The sequence below is a fragment of the Phenylobacterium terrae genome (genome assembly GCF_042681205.1).
In the GTDB taxonomy this organism is placed as follows: Bacteria; Pseudomonadota; Alphaproteobacteria; order Caulobacterales; family Caulobacteraceae; genus Phenylobacterium; species Phenylobacterium terrae.
Genome location: NZ_JBHUEY010000006.1, coordinates 312,384 through 331,246, shown reverse-complemented (window position 1 = coordinate 331,246; position 18,863 = coordinate 312,384). Strand labels below are relative to the sequence as shown.

Annotated in this window: 16 protein-coding genes; 2 read left to right on the top strand and 14 right to left on the bottom strand. The window is 70.0% G+C overall.

What is annotated here, in order from left to right:
• Positions 1-66 precede the first annotated feature (66 nt).
• Entirely contained in the window at positions 67-462 is a 396-nt protein-coding gene (locus ACFSC0_RS16005) for a hypothetical protein (protein WP_377281869.1), read from the bottom strand.
• Positions 463-650: 188 nt separating this feature from the next.
• On the opposite strand from ACFSC0_RS16005, the gene plsY reads away from it, so the two are divergent.
• Positions 651-1,313 (top strand): glycerol-3-phosphate 1-O-acyltransferase PlsY, encoded by a 663-nt coding sequence (plsY, locus tag ACFSC0_RS16000; RefSeq protein ID WP_377281868.1) that lies wholly within the window; start codon positions 651-653, stop codon positions 1,311-1,313.
• 16 nt (positions 1,314-1,329) lie between these two features.
• Here the strand turns inward: plsY and dnaE are convergent, their stop codons facing one another.
• On the bottom strand, positions 1,330-4,782 hold the full coding sequence (gene dnaE / locus ACFSC0_RS15995) for a DNA polymerase III subunit alpha (RefSeq protein ID WP_377282273.1): 3,453 nt from the start codon (positions 4,780-4,782) through the stop codon (positions 1,330-1,332).
• 19 nt (positions 4,783-4,801) lie between these two features.
• Positions 4,802-4,891: a cell division inhibitor SidA gene (gene sidA, locus ACFSC0_RS15990; protein WP_377281867.1), complete on the bottom strand. Its 90-nt coding sequence runs from the start codon at positions 4,889-4,891 to the stop codon at positions 4,802-4,804.
• A gap of 110 nt (positions 4,892-5,001) precedes the next feature.
• Here sidA and ACFSC0_RS15985 point away from each other — a divergent pair, with 110 nt between their 5' ends.
• Positions 5,002-5,235 (top strand): hypothetical protein, encoded by a 234-nt coding sequence (locus ACFSC0_RS15985; RefSeq protein ID WP_377281866.1) that lies wholly within the window; start codon positions 5,002-5,004, stop codon positions 5,233-5,235.
• Positions 5,236-5,472: 237 nt separating this feature from the next.
• Here the strand turns inward: ACFSC0_RS15985 and ACFSC0_RS15980 are convergent, their stop codons facing one another.
• The 11 genes from ACFSC0_RS15980 to nuoL all read right to left on the bottom strand — a co-directional run bounded on the left by ACFSC0_RS15980 (position 5,473) and on the right by nuoL (position 18,859).
• Entirely contained in the window at positions 5,473-6,162 is a 690-nt protein-coding gene (locus tag ACFSC0_RS15980) for an ABC transporter ATP-binding protein (protein ID WP_377281865.1), read from the bottom strand.
• Positions 6,155-7,462 (bottom strand): lipoprotein-releasing ABC transporter permease subunit, encoded by a 1,308-nt coding sequence (locus tag ACFSC0_RS15975; protein WP_377281864.1) that lies wholly within the window; start codon positions 7,460-7,462, stop codon positions 6,155-6,157. Before ACFSC0_RS15975 ends, ACFSC0_RS15980 begins: the two co-directional genes overlap by 8 nt.
• Positions 7,459-7,728, bottom strand: a complete 270-nt coding sequence (locus ACFSC0_RS15970) for a DUF1467 family protein (RefSeq protein WP_377281863.1) — start codon at positions 7,726-7,728, stop codon at positions 7,459-7,461. The genes ACFSC0_RS15975 and ACFSC0_RS15970 overlap by 4 nt, the downstream gene beginning before the upstream one ends.
• Positions 7,728-8,150, bottom strand: a complete 423-nt coding sequence (mce, locus tag ACFSC0_RS15965; protein WP_377281862.1) for a methylmalonyl-CoA epimerase — start codon at positions 8,148-8,150, stop codon at positions 7,728-7,730. Before mce ends, ACFSC0_RS15970 begins: the two co-directional genes overlap by 1 nt.
• Positions 8,151-8,205: 55 nt before the next feature.
• Complete coding sequence (locus tag ACFSC0_RS15960; RefSeq protein ID WP_377281861.1) at positions 8,206-10,521, bottom strand: CaiB/BaiF CoA transferase family protein; 2,316 nt, start codon at positions 10,519-10,521, stop codon at positions 8,206-8,208.
• A gap of 102 nt (positions 10,522-10,623) precedes the next feature.
• Entirely contained in the window at positions 10,624-12,303 is a 1,680-nt protein-coding gene (locus tag ACFSC0_RS15955; protein ID WP_377281860.1) for a ribonuclease J, read from the bottom strand.
• On the bottom strand, positions 12,303-13,076 hold the full coding sequence (locus tag ACFSC0_RS15950; RefSeq protein WP_377281859.1) for a type III pantothenate kinase: 774 nt from the start codon (positions 13,074-13,076) through the stop codon (positions 12,303-12,305). The genes ACFSC0_RS15955 and ACFSC0_RS15950 overlap by 1 nt, the downstream gene beginning before the upstream one ends.
• 13 nt (positions 13,077-13,089) lie before the next feature.
• Positions 13,090-13,821 (bottom strand): biotin--[acetyl-CoA-carboxylase] ligase, encoded by a 732-nt coding sequence (locus ACFSC0_RS15945; RefSeq protein ID WP_377281858.1) that lies wholly within the window; start codon positions 13,819-13,821, stop codon positions 13,090-13,092.
• Positions 13,822-13,824: 3 nt separating this feature from the next.
• On the bottom strand, positions 13,825-15,255 hold the full coding sequence (gene nuoN / locus ACFSC0_RS15940; RefSeq protein WP_377281857.1) for an NADH-quinone oxidoreductase subunit NuoN: 1,431 nt from the start codon (positions 15,253-15,255) through the stop codon (positions 13,825-13,827).
• A gap of 17 nt (positions 15,256-15,272) precedes the next feature.
• Positions 15,273-16,760, bottom strand: coding sequence for an NADH-quinone oxidoreductase subunit M (locus ACFSC0_RS15935; protein WP_377281856.1), 1,488 nt, complete (start codon positions 16,758-16,760; stop codon positions 15,273-15,275).
• 5 nt (positions 16,761-16,765) lie between these two features.
• On the bottom strand, positions 16,766-18,859 hold the full coding sequence (gene nuoL / locus ACFSC0_RS15930) for an NADH-quinone oxidoreductase subunit L (protein ID WP_377281855.1): 2,094 nt from the start codon (positions 18,857-18,859) through the stop codon (positions 16,766-16,768).
• Positions 18,860-18,863 lie beyond the last annotated feature (4 nt).

Genomic DNA, 18,863 nt, shown 5'->3' with positions numbered 1-18,863 from the left:
GGTGCGTAGCTAAAGCGTGCGCCAAGCTTGGGCGTTCCCTCGCCGGAGCCGCCGGAGCGTCGGGCCCTACCCTGCCCGCGCCCGACCGCCGCCGAGGGCGGCGCGCACCGCCGCCGCGAACGCGATCGCGAACAGCAGATGGACGACGAGGAACACCTTGGCGATCTCCCGCGCCTCGCCGCTCGCCACGCCCCAGACGTCGTTGGCCGCCACGGCGCCGAACCCGACCAGGTTGGCGATCAGGACGGCCCTGAGCGTCGAGGAGGGTTCGGCGTTCCGGGTGAGCCAGTTCAGCACCGCGATGCCCAGGAACGGGCCGCCGAGAAGACGCAGCAAGGCCACCAGCTCCGGGGACGCGTCCTGCGGCACGGCGCCGACGCCGAACTGCAGCGGGACCAGCACCAGTGCGAGCCCGATCGCGGCGAGGTAGATCGCCGACAGCACCAACGTCAGCTTCCGCATGGGCGGCCCCGCTATGGAAATGCGGCGCGCGCACCATGGCGCCCTTCCCCGCCGAGGCGAACGTCAACCTGGTGTCTTTGGCCAAAGCTGCGCCCGCCGCCGGCGGTGGGCGCAGCTTTGGCTACGGTCGGCCCGCTTGTGGGCGAGGGGCCAGATGGTAGCTTGAGCGTCGATAGAGGTGAGGCGGCATGGCCTTCTGGATTGCGACCTTGGCCGGATGGTGCGGAGCCTACCTTCTCGGCTCGATCCCCACCGCCTATCTGGCGGGCCGGATGTACGGCCTCGACATCCGAGAGCGCGGCTCGAAGTCCGTCGGGGCGACGAACGCGCTGCGGGTCCTGGGCAAGGCGCCGGCGCTGGTGGTCCTGCTGGTCGATGTGCTCAAGGGCGCGGCGGCGATCGTCCTCGTCCGCTGGCTCTGTTCGCAGCTCTTCGCCCACCCGCTCTTCGGCGCGCCGCCGACGCTGGACGAGCAGGTCTGGACGCCCTGGGCCGTCGGCGTGGCCGGACTGGCGGCGTTGCTGGGCCACAGCCGTTCGGTCTGGCTGAAGTTCTCCGGCGGCAAGTCCGTCGCGACGGGCCTGGGCGTGGTGCTCGCCCTGTCCTGGCCGGTCGCCTTGGGCGCCCTGGCGCTGTTCGGCGCCGTCACGGCCGTTTCTCGCCGGGTCTCGCTCGGCTCGATATCGGCGGCGTTGGCGGCGACCCTGCTCATCCTCGGCCTCGAACACCCGACGCCCTACCGGCTGCTGGTCGTCGCGGGCGCCGCCTACGTCATCGTCCGCCACCGCGAGAACATCCGGCGCCTGATCGCCGGGACCGAACCGCGCATCGGCCAAAGCCTCGGCCGCTAGCGTCTGGCCGCCGGCCTTACAGCTCCTCGAGGTACATCACCCCGGGCGCGGTCTTCAGGGCGCCGCGGACCGGACCGTCCAGGGTGAAGCGGCCCGGGAGCTTGACCTCGACCTCGCGGCCGGGCTGCAGGGCCGCGACCAGCACGATCTCGCCGCCGCGGGGGTTGTTCAGGCCCTCGAGCCGGCGCTTCAGCGCGTCGATCTCGGCGCTGCGCGGGGCGATGTGGACGCGCACGCCGGCGACGGCGTTCTCGATGGCCTTGTCCACCGGCTCGGCGTCGTCGCCGAAGAAGCGGACCTCGCCGTCGCGGGCCTTTGCGCGGACCTTGATCGCCACCGCCTTGCCGGGCTCCAGCAGGTCGCGGCAGCGGCGCAGGGATTCCGGCGGGAACAGCACTTCGTACTCGCCGGTCGGGTCGGAGAGGGTCACGAAGGCGAACTTCTCGCCGCTGGAGGCGCTCGCCCGCTCCTGCTTGCGGCGCACGACGCCGGCCATGCGGAACACCTCGGCGCCGGCCTCGGCCTTGGCGATGACGTCGGTGAGAAGGTCGGTGCGCCGGCGGCGCAGGGCCTCGACCATGTCCTCCAGCGGGTGCCCGGAGAGGTAGAAGCCGACCGCCGCCAGCTCCTCGTCCAGCCGCTGGGTGGGCGTCCAGGGATCGGCCTTGGGGATCCGCGGGCGGGCCGCCTCGGCCTGGTCGGCGCCGAACAGGCTGGCCTGGGCGCTGATCCGCTCGGCGGCCACCGACTGTCCGTAGGCGACCAGGGCGTCGGCCGCGGCCATCAGCTGGGCGCGGTTGGGGTGGATGGAATCGAACGCGCCGGCCCGGGCCAGGGTCTCGAAGGTGCGCTTGTTGACCTGCTTGGGATCGACGCGCTCGACGAAGTCGAAGATGTCGCGGAACGGCCCGCCTTCGCGGCGCACCTCGACCAGGTGCTCCATGGCCGCCAGGCCCACGTTGCGGATGCCGCCCAGGGCGTAGAGCACCTCGCCGTTCTCCACCTCGAAGTCGGCGAAGGAGCGGTTCACGCAGGGCGGTCGGATCTTCACCCCGAACCGCTTGGCGTCCTGGTAGAAGACCGCCAGCTTGTCGGTGTTGGCGATGTCGAGGCTCATCGAGGCGGCGAAGAACTCGACCGGCGCGTTCGCCTTCAGCCAGGCGGTCTGGTAGCTGACCACGGCGTAGGCCGCGGCGTGGGACTTGTTGAAGCCGTAGCCGGCGAACTTGTCGACGAGGTCGAAGATGGCGCCGGCCTGCTCGGCCGAGACGCCCTTCTCGGCCGCCCCGGAGACGAAGCGGGCGCGCTGCTGCTCCATCTCCTCCTTCTTCTTCTTGCCCATCGCGCGGCGCAGAAGGTCGGCTTCGCCCAGGCTGTAGCCCGCCAGGATCTGGGCGATCTGCATCACCTGCTCCTGGTAGACGATGATGCCGTAGGTCTCCTTCAGCACCGGCTCGAGGGAGGGATGCAGGGTGTCGATGGGCTTGCGGCCGAACTTGCAGTCGATGAAGGCCGGGATGTTGTCCATCGGGCCCGGCCGGTAGAGGGCGCCGACGGCGGTGACGTCCTCGATCGAACCCGGGCGCAGCTGGCGCAGGGTGTCGCGCATCCCCTGCCCTTCCAGCTGGAACACCCCGACGGTCAGGCCCGCGCTCATCAGGTCGTAGGTCTTCTGGTCGTCCAGCGGCAGCTTGCCGATGTCCACGACCTCGCCGCGCTTCTCCAGGTGCTTCAGCGCCCGGTCGATGACGGTCAGCGTCTTCAGGCCCAGGAAGTCGAACTTCACCAGGCCGGCGCTCTCGACCCACTTCATGTTGAACTGGGTGGCCGGCAGCTCCGAGCGCGGGTCCTTGTAGAGCGGCGTCAGCTGGGTCAGCGGCCGGTCGCCGATGACCACGCCGGCGGCGTGGGTCGAGGCGTTCCGGTAGAGGCCCTCGAGCTGCAGCGAGACGTCCAGCAGCTGGGCGACCGCCTCGTCGTTGTCGCGCTCATGCTTGAGGCGCGGCTCGATCTGGATGGCCTGGGCCAGGGTCACCGGGTTGGCGGGGTTGGCCGGCACCATCTTGGCCAGCCGGTCCACCTGGCCGAGGGACAGCTGCAGCACCCGTCCGACGTCGCGCAGCACGGCGCGGGCCTGCAGGGTGCCGAAGGTGATGATCTGGGCGACCTTGTCGCGGCCGTACCGCTGCTGGACGTAGGCGATCACCTCCTCCCGCCGCTCCTGGCAGAAGTCGATGTCGAAGTCGGGCATCGAGACCCGTTCAGGGTTCAGGAAGCGCTCGAACAGCAGGCCGTACTGCAGCGGATCGAGGTCGGTGATGGTCAGCGAATAGGCCACCAGCGAACCGGCCCCGGACCCCCGCCCCGGGCCGACGGGGATCCCCTTGGCCTTGGCGTACTTGATGAAGTCGGAAACGATCAGGAAGTAGCCCGGGAAGCCCATCTGCTGGATGACGCCGATCTCGCGCTCCAGCCGCGCCCAGTACTCGGCCTCCGGGGCGGTGTTGGCGCGGCCCGCGGCCATCCGCGCCTTCAGGCCCTCCCGCGCCTGGTGGGCCAGCTCCTCGGCTTCCGAACGGCCGCCCTCGGTGGGGAAGCTCGGCAGGATCGGATCGCGCTTGGCCACCGCGAAGGCGCAGCGCCGGGCGATGTCGAGGGTGTTGTCGCAGGCCTCGGGCAGGTCGTGGAACAGGGCCCGCATCTCGTGGGCCGGCTTGAACCAGTGCTCGGCGGTGATCCGGCGCCGCTCGTCCTGGCCGATGAAGCTGCCGTCCGCGATGCACAGCAGCGCGTCGTGGGCGGCGTACATCGACGCCTGCTTGAAATAGACGTCGTTGGTGGCCGCCAGCGGCACGTCGTGTTCGTAGGCGAAGTCCACCAACTCGGGCTCGGCGATGGCCTGGACCTGCATCCCGTGCCGCTGCAGCTCGATGTAGAAGCGGTCGCCGAACACCCTGGCCATCTCGGCCAGCGCCGCCCGCCCCTCGGCGGTCTTGCCGGCGACGAACAGCGGGTCCACCGGCCCGTCCCACCCGCCGGAGAGCAGGATCAGCCCCTCGGAATAGGCCTCCACCTTCTCCCAGGTCACCGACGGCTCGGCCGTGGGGTCGGCGTCGACGTAGGCGGACGAAGAGAGCTCGCAGAGATTGAGGTAGCCCCGCTCGTTCTGCGCCAGCAGCACGATGGTCGGGCATTTGGCCCAGCGCTCAGGGGGACCGGCGCCGATGCCGGTGACCGGCAGGGCGCAGCCGACGATCGGCTGCACGCCCGCGCCCTTGGTGACGACCGAGAACTCCAGCGCGCCGAACAGGTTGGCCCGGTCGGTGAGCGCCACCGCCGGCATCTCGGCCTCGGCGGCCATGGTCCCGATCTTGTCGGCCTTGATGGCGCCTTCCAGCAGCGAATAGGCCGAGCGCACCCTCAGGTGAACAAAGCCGCCGCCGGTCTCGCCCAATGCCGCCTCCCCCATTCGCATGGCGGCGGGCCCCTCAGGTCACCAGATGGGCCGCCACGCAGACCATCCAGACAAAGCCCGCCACGGAGACAAAGGCGAGTGATTCTCGGGCGAGGCGAACCATGTGCGACCTTCCGGCTGTGTGTGTTCCTGGTATGTTCTATTCCGGTTTTGTTCTCATCGTCAAGCTCGTTCGCGCCCGCTAGTTTGGCGCGCACGAAGGACCCCTCCGCCATGGACCCGATCTCCCCCGAAGCCGAGCGCGCCGGCCTCCTCGCCGCGACCCAGGCGCTGCTGGTGGGCCTGCTCTCCACGCTTCGGCGCAAGGAGGTGTTGAGCCAGCAGGACCTCGACCAGCTGTTCGAGGCCGGCCTGATGACCTTCGAGCGCGGCGAGCCGGACGAGGTGCGCACGGCGGCGCGGCTGACGCTGGAGATCCTGGCGCGGTCGCTGTCGAAGGCGCCCTAGCCTCCTGCGCCCTACCTCCCCCGCGCAGCGGCGGGAGGGGGACCGCCCGCCGAAGCCGGCGCAAGCCGGCTGAAGAGCGGGGGGTGGAGGGGGCGAGCCACAGACGCGGCGCTGCGGCTTGCTCCAATCTGCACTCTGTTCAAGGCGCGGCGCAGGCGGCCCGCCCCCTCCACCAGTCGCTCTTCGCTGCGCTCGGCGACCGGTCCCCCTCCCCCGCTTCGCAGGGGAGGTAGAAGGTCAGCTGAACGTATGCGGCTCCAGGTGGCCGTCCTTGAGCGTCAGCACACGGTCCATGTGGCGGGCGAGCTCGAGGTTGTGGGTGGCGACCAGGGCGGCGATGCCCTGGCGGCGGGCCAGGTCGTAGATGTTGTCGAACACCGAGGTCGAGGTCGACGGGTCGAGGTTGCCGGTGGGCTCGTCGGCCAGCAGCAGGCGCGGCGCGTTGGCGAGCGCCCGGGCGACGGCGACCCGCTGCTGCTCGCCGCCCGACAGCTGCGGCGGCTGGTGGGTGAGCCGCTCGGCGAGGCCGAGCTCCGACAGCAGGTCCTTCGCCCGCGCCTGGGCCGCCGCGCGCGAACGGCCGGCGATCATCTGCGGCAGGGCCACGTTGTCGAGGGCGGTGAACTCGGCCAGCAGGTGGTGGAACTGGTAGACGAAGCCGATGGCGCCCAGCCGCACCTTGGTCCGCTGCTTGTCCGTCAGGGTCGAACAGTCCCGCCCCTCGATCACGATGCGACCGGCGTTCGGGTGCTCCAGCAGGCCGGCGGCGTGCAGGAGCGAGGACTTGCCCGAGCCGGACGGGCCCACCAGCCCGACGATCTCGCCGGGATAGACGTCGAGGTCGACACCCTTGAGCACCGGCAGCGGCCCGGCGCCCGTCTCGTAGACCCGCTCCAGGCCGCGGACCGAAAGGACCGGCTCACTCATAGCGGAGCGCCTCCACCGGATCGAGGCGCGAGGCCCGCCAGGAGGGGTAGAGGGTGACCAGAACGCTCATGCCGAAGGCGAACAGGGTGATCACCGAGACCTCCCGCCAGTCGATCTTCGCCGGCAGGTGGGAGAGGTAATAGACGTCCGATGAGAAGAGGCTCATCCCGGTGATGGCCTCCAGCGCGCCCTGGATCTGGGCGATGAAGGCGCAGAAGACGATCCCCAGCAGCAGGCCCGCAGCCGTCCCCAGCACGCCCACCGAGGCGCCGGCCATCATGAAGATCCGCATCACGGCCCCCTGCCCCGCGCCCATGGTGCGCAGGATGGCGATGTCGCGGCTCTTGTTCTTCACCAGCATGACCAGGCCGGAGATGATGTTCAGCGTCGCGATGGCGACGATCAGCATCAGGATCAGCCGCATCACGCTGCGCTCGATCTTCAGGGCGTCCCAGAAGGAGGCGTTGCGCTGGGTCCAGTCGGTGATCATCGCCGCCGGCCCCACGGCCTGGGCGATATCGGCCTTCATGGCCGGCGCCCGGTCCGGATTTGAGAGCTTCACCTCGATCACGTCCACCAGGGGATCGCGCCCGAACAGGATCTGCGCCTGCTCCAGCGGCATGTAGATGAAGGCTTGGTCGAACTCGCTGACGCCGACCGTGAACGTGCCGCCCACGACGTAGGTCTTGCGCTGGCCCATCGAACCGAAGGCGGTGGCGCCGCCGGTGGGCGAGACCAGCGTCAGCGGATCGCCGGCCCGTACGCCGAGCTGGCTCGCCAGCCGATCGCCGACCAGGATCAGATCGCCCCCGAACTCGCCGTCGCCGAACCCTTCCAGCGAACCCGAGACGATGTTGGAGGAGACCAGCTTGGTGGCCCGGAGCTCGGCCGGCGAGATGCCGCGTACGATGGCTCCGGAGATCTGGCCCGCGCCCATCGCCAGCGCCTGGGCCTCGACGATGGGGGTCGCCTGGGTGACGCCCGGGATGGTGCGGATCTTGGCCGCCGTCGCCTCGTGCCCGGGATTGGTCAGCACCCCGCCGGCCACGTAGACGTGGGCGCCCACGCCCAGCACGCGGCTCAGCAGCTCGGCGCGGAAGCCGTTCATCACCGACATGACGATGATCAGCACGGCCACCGAAAGCGCGATGCCGGTGAAGGAGATGATGGAGATCAGCGTCGCCCCGCCCTGGCTGCGCTTGGCGCGCAGATAGCGGAAGGCGAGCAGGCGCTCCCAGAAGCTGAAGGGCGCAGCGCCCAGGCCGTTGGCGGCGGGCGCGCGGGCGTCGGGTGCGCTCATCCGGCCCCGTAGGCGTCGCGGATCGGCGGGAGCTGGATCAGGCCGAAGTGGAGCACCGCCCAGAGGATGGCGAACAGCACGGCCGAGATCCAGGTCGTGGTGAAGAACTTGCGCTTCAGCTTCGGGTCCACCGGCGCGCCGGGGTCGCCCCCGTCGCCCTTGTCGATGCCGGCCTCCGCATGGCTGACGACGCCAAGCGGCAGGACGGCGAACAGCACCACCCACCAGATGGTGAAGTAGATGGCCACACCGGTCGTCAGGCCCATCAGTGAGGCTCCGCAGGCGTCTGCATCAGCTCCACAAGGACGCCGCCCATGTCCTTGGGATGGAGGAAGATCACCGGCACGCCATGGGCGCCGATGCGTGGCTCGCCGTTCCCTAGCACAGTCGCGCCCTTGGCGCGCATCTCGTCGCGGGCGGCGATGATGTCGGGGACCTCGAAGCAGACGTGGTGCTGGCCGCCCTTCGGGTTCTTCTCCAGGAAGCCCTTCAGCGGCGAGTCCTCGCCCAGCGGCTCGATCAGCTCGATCTGGCTGTTGGGCAGGTCGACGAAGGCGACCCAGACCCCCTGCTCGGGCAAGGCCCGCTTCTCGGTGATGGAGGTCGCGCCCAGCATCTCGCGGTACATGCGGGCGGACGCCTCGATGGAGGGCGTGGCGACCCCCACGTGGTTCAGTCGGCCGATCATGGCGTGCAGATGACGAAGGTTGGCGCGCCGCGCAACCCCCTTGCGACCCCGCGCCCTAGATCGTCGCCAACGCCGCGCCGCCGTCGCCCGGGCGGGCGGACTTGCTCATCCGGGCGACGACCGCGTCGGGCCCGAACACGGCGCCGGTGGCGAACAGGGACTCGATCTCCCCAGGGGGAATGCCGAAGCTTTCCAGCACCTCGGCCGAATGTTCGCCCAGGTCCGGCGTCGGGCGGATGTAGCCGGCCGGCGTCCGCGAGAAATCCGAGAAGCTGCGGACGCTGATGAACTCGCCGAGCCGCGGATGATCCCAGATGTCGAACAGCCGCTCGTCCCAGAGCCACTCACTCTCGTAGGCCTCGACGCCGCGGATGGCGGGGGCGGCGGGGACCCTCGCCTGGCGCAGCCTGTGCAGCGCCTCCTCGCGCGGCATGCGGGCCAGCGCCCGGGCGAGGGCCTGCGCCAGCGGCCCGTCCCGCTGGGCCGTCAGGGCGGCGCGGGCGTCGCCGAGCTCCAGATCCAAGGCGCCCGCCAGCCCGCGGGCCTCGACTTCCGTCTCGCAGACGATGGCGATCCAGCCGTTGGCGCACTCGTAGTAGCGGTGCAGCGCCCGCACGCCGATGCAGTCCCGGTCGCCCGGATCGTTGGGCGGCCGGCCTTCGTAGGTGGTCACCTCGCCGTACTGGAAGGTCAGGCTCTGGGCCATCAGGCTGGTGATGATCTCCTGGCCTTCCCCGGTGCGGTCGCGGGCGTTCAGGGCGGCGATCACGCTGAAGGCGACGACGCCGGCGGTGGCGACGTCGTTCACCGGGATGGTGTGGAGGATCGGCTCGCCGTCGCCGCCCTGCCCGGCCATCATCCCGCCCTCGGCCTGCAGCAGCGGGTCGAACCCGGGCCGTGGCGAGCGCGACCCGCCGCGGCCGTAGGCGGTGATCGAGCAGGAGATCAGCCGCGGATTGATGGCCTTGAGCGTCTCGTAGTCGATGCCCAGCCGCTCGCGCACGCCCAGGCGGTAGTTGTCCACCACCACGTCGGCCTGGCGGACCATCTCGTAAAACAGCTCGCGGGCGGCCGGCAGTTTCAGGTCGATGCCCAGGCCCCGCTTTCCCCTGTTGTAGGCCATGAAGCCGCCGCCGTCGGAGCGGAACGGGTCGGCCTCGTGCGGCTCGATCTTGATGACGTCGGCGCCCAGGTTGGCCAGCACCGCCCCGGCGTAGGCGCCGGCGATGACGGTGCCCAGGTCCAGCACGCGAACGCCGCTGAGCGGCTGGTCGCCGTGCTCGCCGATCCGGCGCTCGGGCGCCGGGCGCGGCGCCCAGCCGGGATCGCCCTCCAGCGGCCGGGCGAGTCCCCGCACCGACGCCGGCGTGACGCTGAGGCGCGCGGGCGGCGCCGGCATGTGCACCTTGCCGCGTTCGGGATGGTCGAAGGTGAGCCTCAGGCCCGCCTCGGCGACGCAGTCGCTGGCGAACCAGTCCTCGCGGCTGCCGACCGGCGCGGCGGGCACGGCGTGCTCCAGGAACAGCTCCAGCCACTCGGCCCGCGGGCGGGTGAGGAAGACCGCCTTCAGGGTCTCCCGGGCCAGGGCCGGATCGGCGACGAAATCGAGCCAGCGGTCCCCGAGGCCCAGCACCTCCACGGCCTTGTGGTAGAAGTTGGCGAACAGGGTGCCCAGGAACAGCCACTGGCCGTCCGCGCACTCGTACAGCCGATAGCTGGGCGAGGCGCCCAGCGGCTGGCCGCGCGGCAGCGGCGGCCCGGCCAGCATCTTCACCGGCCCGGTCACCTCGCTCATGCCGTGCAGGCCGCTGACGGTGACCGCCTGGCCCTGGCCTGAGCGGGTGCGCTCGTAGAGCGCCGCCCCGATGGACGCCGCGCCCATCACCGCCTGGCCGTAGTGGCAGAGCGGCAGGATCAGGTGGATCGGCTGGTCGGCATAGGCGCCCTGCCGGAAGGCGACGCCGGTCAGCGCCGTCAGCAGGCTGTGGTGCGAGGGCAGATGCGCCCAGGCCCGGGTCGTCCCGTAGGGCGGCATCCAGACGTGGATCAGCGCCGGGTGCGCCTGGGTCAGGGTCTCGGCGTCGAAGCCCAGCGCCTCGAGGCCGCCGGGCGCGTGATCGAACATCGCGACATCCGCCAGGGCGATCAGATCGCGCGCCTTCTGCCGGTCCGTTTCGTTCGCCAGATCAAGCGTCAGGATGCGCTTGTTGCGGTTCCAGGTGATGTAGCCGGGATGGTCCTTCAGCCGGTCGCCGCCGGGCGGCTCGATCTTGATGACGTCGGCCTCGTAGTCGCCGAGCAGCATCGCCGCCATGGGCCCGGCCAGCCCCTGAGTGAAGTCGACGATCCGCACGCCCGCAAAGGCCGACATCAACGCTCTCCTCCCGCGGCCGTGTGCCCGGCCTTTCAGGCCATGAAAGCTTCACGGAACACGGTCGGCAAGTGCCGTTACGTCAGATTCGGCGTCTGTTGGTTAGATTCTCAGGACCGTCGTCTCGACCACGGGGCGCCGGCCCCAGATCCGCTGGCTGGCCTTCTTCACCGCCCGGGAGAGCGCGGTCTCCACCGCCTCGTCCTGGCCCAGCGCCTCGCGGGCCAGCCGCCCGAGGGCGTCCTCGGCCTCGTCGGCCAGGTCGTCCAGCACGTCGTCCAGCGGATAGTCCTCGTCCGTCGGCAGGCCCAGCGCCCTCACCTGCGGACCCGAGGCGATACGGCCCTTGCCGTCCAGCACGACGGCCACCGAGAGCACGCCGTTGTAGGCCGCGTGCCGCCGCTCGCGCAGCGCCGGGCCGTTTTCGGCGGTGATCACGCCGGCGTCGACGAACAGCCGGCCGGCCGGCACCTCGTCGATGATCTCGGCCCGGCCGGGGGCCAGGCGGACCATGTCCCCGTTCCGGGGCGCGACCTGCTGAGGCACCTGCAGATCGCGGGCGAAGGCGACGTGCTCCAGCAGGTGGCGGCGCTCGCCGTGGGTCGGCACCGCGACCTGCGGCCGGGCCCAGCGGTACATCTCGGCCAGCTCGTCGCGGCAGGGGTGGCCGGAGACGTGGATGCCCGGATGGTCGCGCTCGGTGTAGAGGCGCACGCCGCGGTCGGCGAGCTTGTTCTGCAGGTTGCGGATCGGGATCTCGTTCCCGGGGATGACCCGCGAGGAGAAGATGCAGTGGTCCCCCTCCCCCAGCGTCACGTGCGGGTGGTTCCCTTCCGCGATCCGGGACAGCGCCGCGCGCGGCTCGCCCTGGCTGCCGGTGCACAGGTAGAGGATGGAGTCGCCCGGGAAGTAGCCGGCCTCGTTCTCGCTGACGAAGTCCTTCACGTCGGCCATCAGCCCGACCGACTTGGCCGCCGCGGCCATGCGGTGCATCGAGCGGCCGACGAGGCAGACCCGGCGCCCGCAGGCCTCGGCGGCGCGGATCACGGAGTCCATCCGGGCCACGTTGGAGGCGAAGCAGGCGACGGCGATCTTGCCCTTCAGGCCGGCGATCAGCTTGCTCAGCGCCTCGCGCACCCCGGCCTCGGAGCCGGCCACCCCGTCGACGAAGACGTTGGTGGAGTCGCAGACCATCGCCAGCACCCCCTCGTCGCCGAGGCGGCGGATGGCTTCCTCGTCGGTCGGCCCGCCGAGCAGCGGATCGGGGTCGATCTTCCAGTCGCCGGTGTGCAGCACGGTCCCCAGCGGGGTCCGGATCGCCAGCCCGTTGGGCTCGGGAATGGAGTGGGTCAGGGTGATTAGGTCGATCTCGAACGGCCCGAGCTTGATCGAGCCGCCGAGCGGCACCTCGGTGATCTCGGCCTCGCCCTGCAGGTCCGTCTCGCGCAGCTTCTCGCGCAGCAGGAAGGCGGTGAAGGGCGTGGCGTAGAGGGGCGCCTTGATCCGCGGCCACAGCCAGGCGACGGCGCCGATGTGGTCCTCGTGCGCGTGGGTCAGGACGATCCCCAGGATGTCGTCCTTGTGCGCCTCGATGAAGGCCGGGTCGGGCAGGATGATCTCAACCCCCGGCGTCGTCTGGTCGCCGAAGGTCACGCCGAGGTCGACCACGATCCACTTGCGGTCGTCCGGCGGGCCGAAGCCGTAGAGATTGAAGTTCATGCCGATCTCGTTCGACCCGCCCAGGGGCAGGAAGACGAGTTCGTCCCGGCCGTTACGCGCCATCAGCTCTTCTTCCTGTTGCGGTGTTGGATCTCGAGCATGCCGCGGATCGTCAGGTCCGGATCGAAATGGTCGATGGCCATCGTGGCCCCGTGGAACAGAGAGGCCACGCCGCCGGTCGCGACGACCGTCATCGGCGAGTCCCACTCGGATTTGATGCGAGCGATCAGGCCTTCGATCAGGGCGATGTAGCCCCAGAAGACGCCGGACTGCATGGCGGTCACCGTGTCCTTGCCCACCACCCGCTGGGGCTTCTGGATCGCCACGCGTGGAAGCTTGGCGGCCGCCGTGTGCAACGCCTCCATCGACAGATTGATCCCGGGCGCGATCACCCCGCCCTCGAAGGCGCCGTCGGCGGCCACGACGTCGAAGGTGGTGGCGGTGCCGGAGTCGATGACGATCAGCGGCCCCTTGTAGGCGACATGGGCGCCGATGGCGTTGACCAGGCGGTCCGCGCCGGCCTCGGAGGGCTTGTCGATCCGCACTTCGATGCCGAGCTCGGCGTTCTCGCCGATCACCAGCGGCTCGGTGTGGAGGTAGCGGCGGGCCAGGTTGCGCAGGTTGAAAATCGACTGCGGCACCACGGACGAGATGATGCACTCGTCCAGCACCCCCATCTGCAGCCCGGCCATGTGCAGCAGCTGCGAGAGCCAGACGGCGTACTCGTCGGCCGTGCGGGTCGAGTCGGTGGCCGCGCGCCACTGGGCGATCCAGCGTTCGCCGTCGTGCACCGCGAAGAGGGTGTTGGTGTTGCCCTGCTCGATCGCCAGAAGCATCGGAAAGCCCCCTTTAGAAGAACACGTCGCCGGCCGTTATCCGGCGAACCTGGCCGTCGTCCAGGCGCAGCCGCAAGGCCCCGTCCGGCTCCAGGCCCTCTGCGACGCCGCTCAGCGTCTCGTGGGTCAGTCGCGCCTCGCAGCGGGCGCCCATGCCCAGCGCGCGCTCGGTCCAGGCCCGGCCGATGGGCGGGAAGCCCTCGCGGTCCCACAGCTGGCGCCAGCGTTCGAAGGCGCGGGCCAACACTTCGAGCGCGTCGGCGGGCGCCGGCGGCGGACCGGCCATGTGGTCGGCGAAGGCGGTCGCGGGACGCTCGACGTTCTCCGGCGCGTGCTTGAGGTTGACGCCGATCCCCACCGCCATCCACAGCCGCCCGTCGGGACGGGCGCCGGACTCCACCAGGATGCCGACGGCCTTGCGCCCATGGACCAGCAGGTCGTTGGGCCACTTCAGCCGCGCGGCGCCCGGGCCCAGGCAGGTCTCGGCCAGCTCATGCGCGGCGAGGGCGGCGACGAACGAGGCCTGCGCCGCCTCGATCGGCCGCTTGTCGGTGACGAAGAGCAGGGTCGCGGCGAGGTTGCCCACCTCGCTGGACCAGGGCCGCCCGCGGCGGCCCTTGCCGGCGCTCTGGCGCAGGGCGCAGATCCAGACCGGCCCTTCGGCCCCCGCCTCGGCGCGGCGGCGGGCCTCCAGGTTGGTCGAGTCGAGCTCGTCGTAGACCTCGATCGGCGGGCGAGCTTCCAACGCTTAGGGCAGGCGCAGGGCGGCCGCCGCGGCGGCGGCCAGCGGGTCGAGGTAGGTCATCGCGACCAGCACCACGGGGAAGGAGAACAGGGCCAGCGACAGGGCCACCACCCTCGCCTCCCCGGCCGGCGCGTCGGTGCGGCCCGGCGCCGGGTCGAACCACATCACCTTGAAGAGGCGCAGGTAGTAGTAGGCGGCCACGACGCTGCCCACAAAGGCGGCCACGGCGGCCAGCACGAAGCCGGAGTCGATGGCGGCCTTGAAGACGTAGTACTTGGCCCAGAAGCCCGAGAACGGCGGCAGGCCGAGCGCCGAGAGCGAGAAGACGGTCATCGCCATGGCGATGCCCGGACGTTCGCGGAACAGGCCCGCGACGTCGTCGAAGGTCTCCATCGGACGGCCCTCGCGCGACAGCGCCGCCAGGCAGGCGAAGAAGCCGGTCACGTCGATCATGTAGAGGACCATGAAGACCAGCATGGCCTGCACGCCCTGCGCATCGCCGGCCGCCAGGCCCAGCACCGCGTAGCCGATGTTGGCGATCGAGGAGTAGGCCCACAGGCGCTTGAGGTTCTTCTGGGCCAGGCCGGCGAAGGCGCCGACGGCGACCGAGATCAGGGCGATGGCGATCAGCACCTGCTGCCACTGCTCCACCGCGCCGGTGAAGCCTTCCGACAGCGCCCGGGCGAACACCACCATCGCGGCCAGCTTGGGCGCGGCGGCGAAGAAGGCGACGATCGGGGTCGGCGCGCCCTCGTAGACGTCCGGCGTCCACATGTGGAACGGCGCGGCCGAGACCTTGAAGGCCAGGCCGCAGATCAGGAACACCATGCCGAACAGCACGCCCGTCCCGGCGCCTTCCTGCACCGCCACGGCGATGTCGCTGAAGATGGTCGAGCCCGCGAAGCCGTAGATCAGGCTGGCGCCGTAGAGCAGCAGGCCGGAGGAGAGCGAGCCCAGCACGAAATACTTCAGGCCCGCTTCCGAGGCCTTGGCGTCGTCGCGCTTCATGGCCGCCAGGACGTAAAGCGCCAGCGAGTGGAGCTCGACGCCGATGTAGAGCGAGATCAGGTCGCCGGCCGAGGCCATCATCCCCATGCCCAGGGCGGCGATGAGGATCAGCACCGGGAACTCGAAGTTGCGCACGCCGCGGCGCGCGAACCAGTTCTGGCCGAGCGGGATGGCCACGGCGCTGGCGACGTAGATCGCCACCTTGGCGAACGTCGCCGCCGCGTCCGAGATGAAGCCGCCGGCGAACCCGCGGCCGAACGGGGTGAAGGCGGCGGCCACGGCGGCCGCGGCCAGCACGGCCATGGCCGCATAGCCCACCGCCGTGTTGGCGCGCGGCTGGAAGGCGCCCCAGACCAGCAGCAGCATGGCGCCGCCGGCGAGGATGAGCTCCGGATAGGTGAGGCCGAGGTCGGCGGAGAAGGTCATGGCGCTCGTCTAGCCCCCTACCCGCCCGTCGCCGCGCGATAGGTCGCGACGAGGTGGTCGACGGAGGTCTGGGTGATGTCGAAGATGGCGGCCGGGTAGAAGCCCAGCACCAGGGTGGAGACGATCAGCGGGGCGAAGATCATCACCTCGCGGAACTCCAGGTCGTTGATCGTCTGGAGCTTGGGGTTGGTGAGCTGGCCGAACACCACCTTGCGGTACACGGTCAGCATGTACACTGCCGAGAGGATGACGCCGGTGGCCGCGATGATCGCCGTCCAGGTGGAGACCTGGTAGGCGCCGGTCATGGTCAGGATCTCGCCCGGGAAGCCCGAGGTGCCCGGCAGGCCGACGTTGCCCATGGTGAAGACCATGAAGGTCGCCGCGTACCAGGGCATGCGGTTCACCAGCCCGCCGTAGAAGGCGATCTCGCGGGTGTGCATCCGGTCGTAGATGACGCCGACGCAGAGGAAGAGCGCGCCCGAGATCACCCCGTGGCTGATCATCTGGTAGAGGGCGCCCTGCTCGCCGGCGGCGTTGCCGGAGAAGATGCCCATGGTCACCAGGCCCATGTGGGCCACCGAGGAGTAGGCGATCAGCTTCTTGATATCGACCTGCCGGAAGGCGACCAGCGAGGTGTAGACCACGGCGATCACCGACAGGGCGAACACCAGCGGCGTGAACATCTCCGAGGCGTTCGGGAACATCGGCAGGCTGAAGCGCATGAAGCCGTAGCCGCCCATCTTCAGCAGGATGCCGGCCAGGATCACCGAACCGGCGGTCGGCGCCTCCACGTGGGCGTCGGGCAGCCAGGTGTGCACCGGCCACATCGGCATCTTCACCGCGAAGGAGGCGAAGAAGGCCAGCCACAGCCAGGTCTGCATGCCCGCGGGGAACTGGTAGGCCATCAGCTCCGGGATCGAAGCGGTGCCGGCCACGCTGATCATCGCCAGGATGGCCGCCAGCATCAGCACCGAGCCCAGCAGGGTGTAGAGGAAGAACTTGAAGGCCGCGTAGACCCGCCGCTGGCCGCCCCAGACCCCGATGATCAGGAACATCGGCGCCAGGCCGAACTCGAAGAACAGATAGAACAGGATAATGTCGAGGGCGCAGAAGACGCCGATCACCAGCGTCTCGAGCACCAGGAACGCCGCCAGGTACTCCAGCACCCGGTGCTCGATGGAGTTCCAGGACGCGGCGATGCAGATCGGCATCAGGAAGGCGGTCAGCAGGACGAACAGCACCGAGATGCCGTCGACGCCCATGCGGTAGTGCAGCCCCGCGAACCAGGGGACGTCCTCGACGAACTGGAAGTCCGCCGTCGTGGGATCGAACTGCAGGACGAGCAGCACCGACAGCGCCAGCGTCGCCAGCGTGGTCAGCAGCGCGATCCACTTGGCGCGGCTGACGGTGCGCGGGTCCTCGGACTGGCCGAGCAGCAGCAGCGCCAGGATCCCGGCCACCCCGATCAGGGGCGAGAAGGTGATGAGCGAGAGAATCCCAGGCATGACGCTTATCGGCCCCAGGCCCAGAGCGCGTAGGACAGGATCCCCGCCACCCCGAGCAGCATCACGAACGCATAGTGGTAGACGTAGCCGCTCTGCAGCTTGCCGGCCCGGCGGCCGACCTCATAGCTGACCGCAGAGACCCCGTCGGGGCCCAGGCCATCGATGATCTTCTGGTCCCCGCCCTTCCAGAACAGGTCGCCGAGCAGTTTGGCCCCACGCACGAAGGTCGCCTGGTAGAGCTCGTCGAAGAACCACTTGTTGTAGAAGAAGGTGTAGGCGGGCCCGCCGTGGGCGGCCAGGCGCGCGCCCAGGCCTTCGCGGAACAGGTACATGTAGGCCGCCACGCCCAGGCCGAGCAGCGCCGCGATGATCGGGGCCAGGACCGACCAGGCCGGGGCCTCGTGGTGCTCCATCACGTGGTTGTCGGGGCCGGTGAAGATGGCGCCGCGCCAGAACTCGGCCTGGTGATGGCCGATGAACCAGCCTTCGAAGAAGCCGCCGGCGAAGATCGCCCCGACGCTCAGCACCAGCAGGGGGACCAGCATGATCCACGGGCTCTCGTGCGGCTTGTGGTCGTGGCCATGCCCGTGGTCGTCGTGGGCGTGGGCGGCGTGGGCCAGCGGCTCGTCGTGGGTCTCGATCTGGGCCGCCGAGGCGTGGTCGTCGGCGTGATGAGCTTCGACGTGGCCGTGATCGTCGTGGCCCCAGCGGGCGTGGCCGTTGAAGGTGAAGAAGGCGACCCGCCAGGAGTAGAAGGAGGTCAGGCCTGCCACCAGGACGCCGATCACGAAGGCGAAGTAGGCCAGCCCGTTGTCATGTCCCGCGGCGAACGCGGCGTGCAGGATGGACTCCTTGGAGTAGAAGCCGGCGAAGCCGAGCGGCTCGAGGCCGAACACCGGCGGGATTCCGATCCCGGTGATGGCGATGGTCCCGATGGTCATCACCGCGTAGGTGATCGGCAGCGCCTTGGCCAGCGCGCCGTAGCGGCGCATGTCCTGCTCGTGGTGCATGCCGTGGATCACCGAGCCGGCGCCCAGGAACAGCAGCGCCTTGAAGAAGGCGTGGGTGAACAGGTGGAACATGGCCGCCTGGTAGGCGCCCACGCCCGCGGCGAAGAACATGTAGCCCAGCTGCGAGCAGGTCGAATAGGCGATGACCCGCTTGATGTCGTTCTGGGTCATGCCGACCGTGGCGGCGAACAGCGCCGTCACCGCGCCGACGACCGTGACGATGTTCTTCGCGACCGGCGCGTACTCGAACATCGGCGACAGCAGGCAGACCATGTAGACGCCGGCGGTCACCATGGTGGCGGCGTGGATCAGGGCCGAGACCGGGGTCGGGCCCTCCATGGCGTCGGGCAGCCAGGTGTGCAGGAAGAACTGGGCGGACTTGCCCATCGCGCCGACGAACAGCAGCGCGCAGGCCAGGTCCATCAGCCGCCAGTTCTGGCCGGCGAACTCCCAGGTGCGGTCGGCGTTGGCGGCGACCTGCGGGAAGATCTCGGCGAACTCGATCGTCCCGAACGCCCAGAACACCGTCATGATGCCGAGGGCGAAGCCGAAGTCGCCGACCCGGTTGACCACGAAGGCCTTGATGGCCGCGGCGTTGGCCGTGTCCTTCTGGAACCAGAAGCCGATCAGCAGGTAGCTGGCCAGGCCCACCCCTTCCCAGCCGAGGAACAGCTGCATGAAGTCGGCGGCGGTGACCAGCGCCAGCATGGCGAAGGTGAACAGCGACAGATAGGCGAAGAACCGCGGCTTGTGCGGATCGTCGGCCATGTAGCCCCACGAATAGACGTGGACGAGGGCCGAGACCGTGGTCACCACGATCAGCATCACGGCCGACAGACCGTCGATGCGGATCGCCCAGTTCGACTGGAAGTCGCCGACGTGGATGAACCGCAGCAGGGTGTGGGTGAAGGGCTCCAGCCCGCCCCAGGTCCACTGGACGAAGACCGTCCAGGACAGGGCGCAGGAGAGCAGCAGCAGGCCCGTGGTGACGGCCATCGAGGGCACGTCGCCGATCTTGCGGCCGAACAGCCCCGCGATGATCGCGCCGACGATCGGCGCGAAAAGGAGGACGGTGACGAGGGTCTCCATGCGC

Excerpts from the sequence above, each read along its gene's own strand:
- ACFSC0_RS15955 (WP_377281860.1), bottom strand. The coding sequence starts at position 12,303 with ATGGCGCGTAACGGCCGGGACGAACTCGTCTTCCTGCCCCTGGGCGGG.
- sidA (WP_377281867.1), bottom strand. The coding sequence starts at position 4,891 with ATGGTTCGCCTCGCCCGAGAATCACTCGCCTTTGTCTCCGTGGCGGGC.
- nuoN (WP_377281857.1), bottom strand. The coding sequence starts at position 15,255 with ATGACCTTCTCCGCCGACCTCGGCCTCACCTATCCGGAGCTCATCCTC.
- dnaE (WP_377282273.1), bottom strand. The coding sequence starts at position 4,782 with ATGGGGGAGGCGGCATTGGGCGAGACCGGCGGCGGCTTTGTTCACCTG.
- ACFSC0_RS15975 (WP_377281864.1), bottom strand. The coding sequence starts at position 7,462 with ATGAGCGCACCCGACGCCCGCGCGCCCGCCGCCAACGGCCTGGGCGCT.
- ACFSC0_RS16005 (WP_377281869.1), bottom strand. The coding sequence starts at position 462 with ATGCGGAAGCTGACGTTGGTGCTGTCGGCGATCTACCTCGCCGCGATC.
- ACFSC0_RS15960 (WP_377281861.1), bottom strand. The coding sequence starts at position 10,521 with ATGTCGGCCTTTGCGGGCGTGCGGATCGTCGACTTCACTCAGGGGCTG.
- ACFSC0_RS15950 (WP_377281859.1), bottom strand. The coding sequence starts at position 13,076 with ATGCTTCTGGCGATCGAGCAGGGCAACACCAACACCCTCTTCGCGGTG.
- ACFSC0_RS15980 (WP_377281865.1), bottom strand. The coding sequence starts at position 6,162 with ATGAGTGAGCCGGTCCTTTCGGTCCGCGGCCTGGAGCGGGTCTACGAG.
- ACFSC0_RS15985 (WP_377281866.1), top strand. The coding sequence starts at position 5,002 with ATGGACCCGATCTCCCCCGAAGCCGAGCGCGCCGGCCTCCTCGCCGCG.
- ACFSC0_RS15935 (WP_377281856.1), bottom strand. The coding sequence starts at position 16,760 with ATGCCTGGGATTCTCTCGCTCATCACCTTCTCGCCCCTGATCGGGGTG.
- nuoL (WP_377281855.1), bottom strand. The coding sequence starts at position 18,859 with ATGGAGACCCTCGTCACCGTCCTCCTTTTCGCGCCGATCGTCGGCGCG.
- mce (WP_377281862.1), bottom strand. The coding sequence starts at position 8,150 with ATGATCGGCCGACTGAACCACGTGGGGGTCGCCACGCCCTCCATCGAG.
- plsY (WP_377281868.1), top strand. The coding sequence starts at position 651 with ATGGCCTTCTGGATTGCGACCTTGGCCGGATGGTGCGGAGCCTACCTT.
- ACFSC0_RS15970 (WP_377281863.1), bottom strand. The coding sequence starts at position 7,728 with ATGGGCCTGACGACCGGTGTGGCCATCTACTTCACCATCTGGTGGGTG.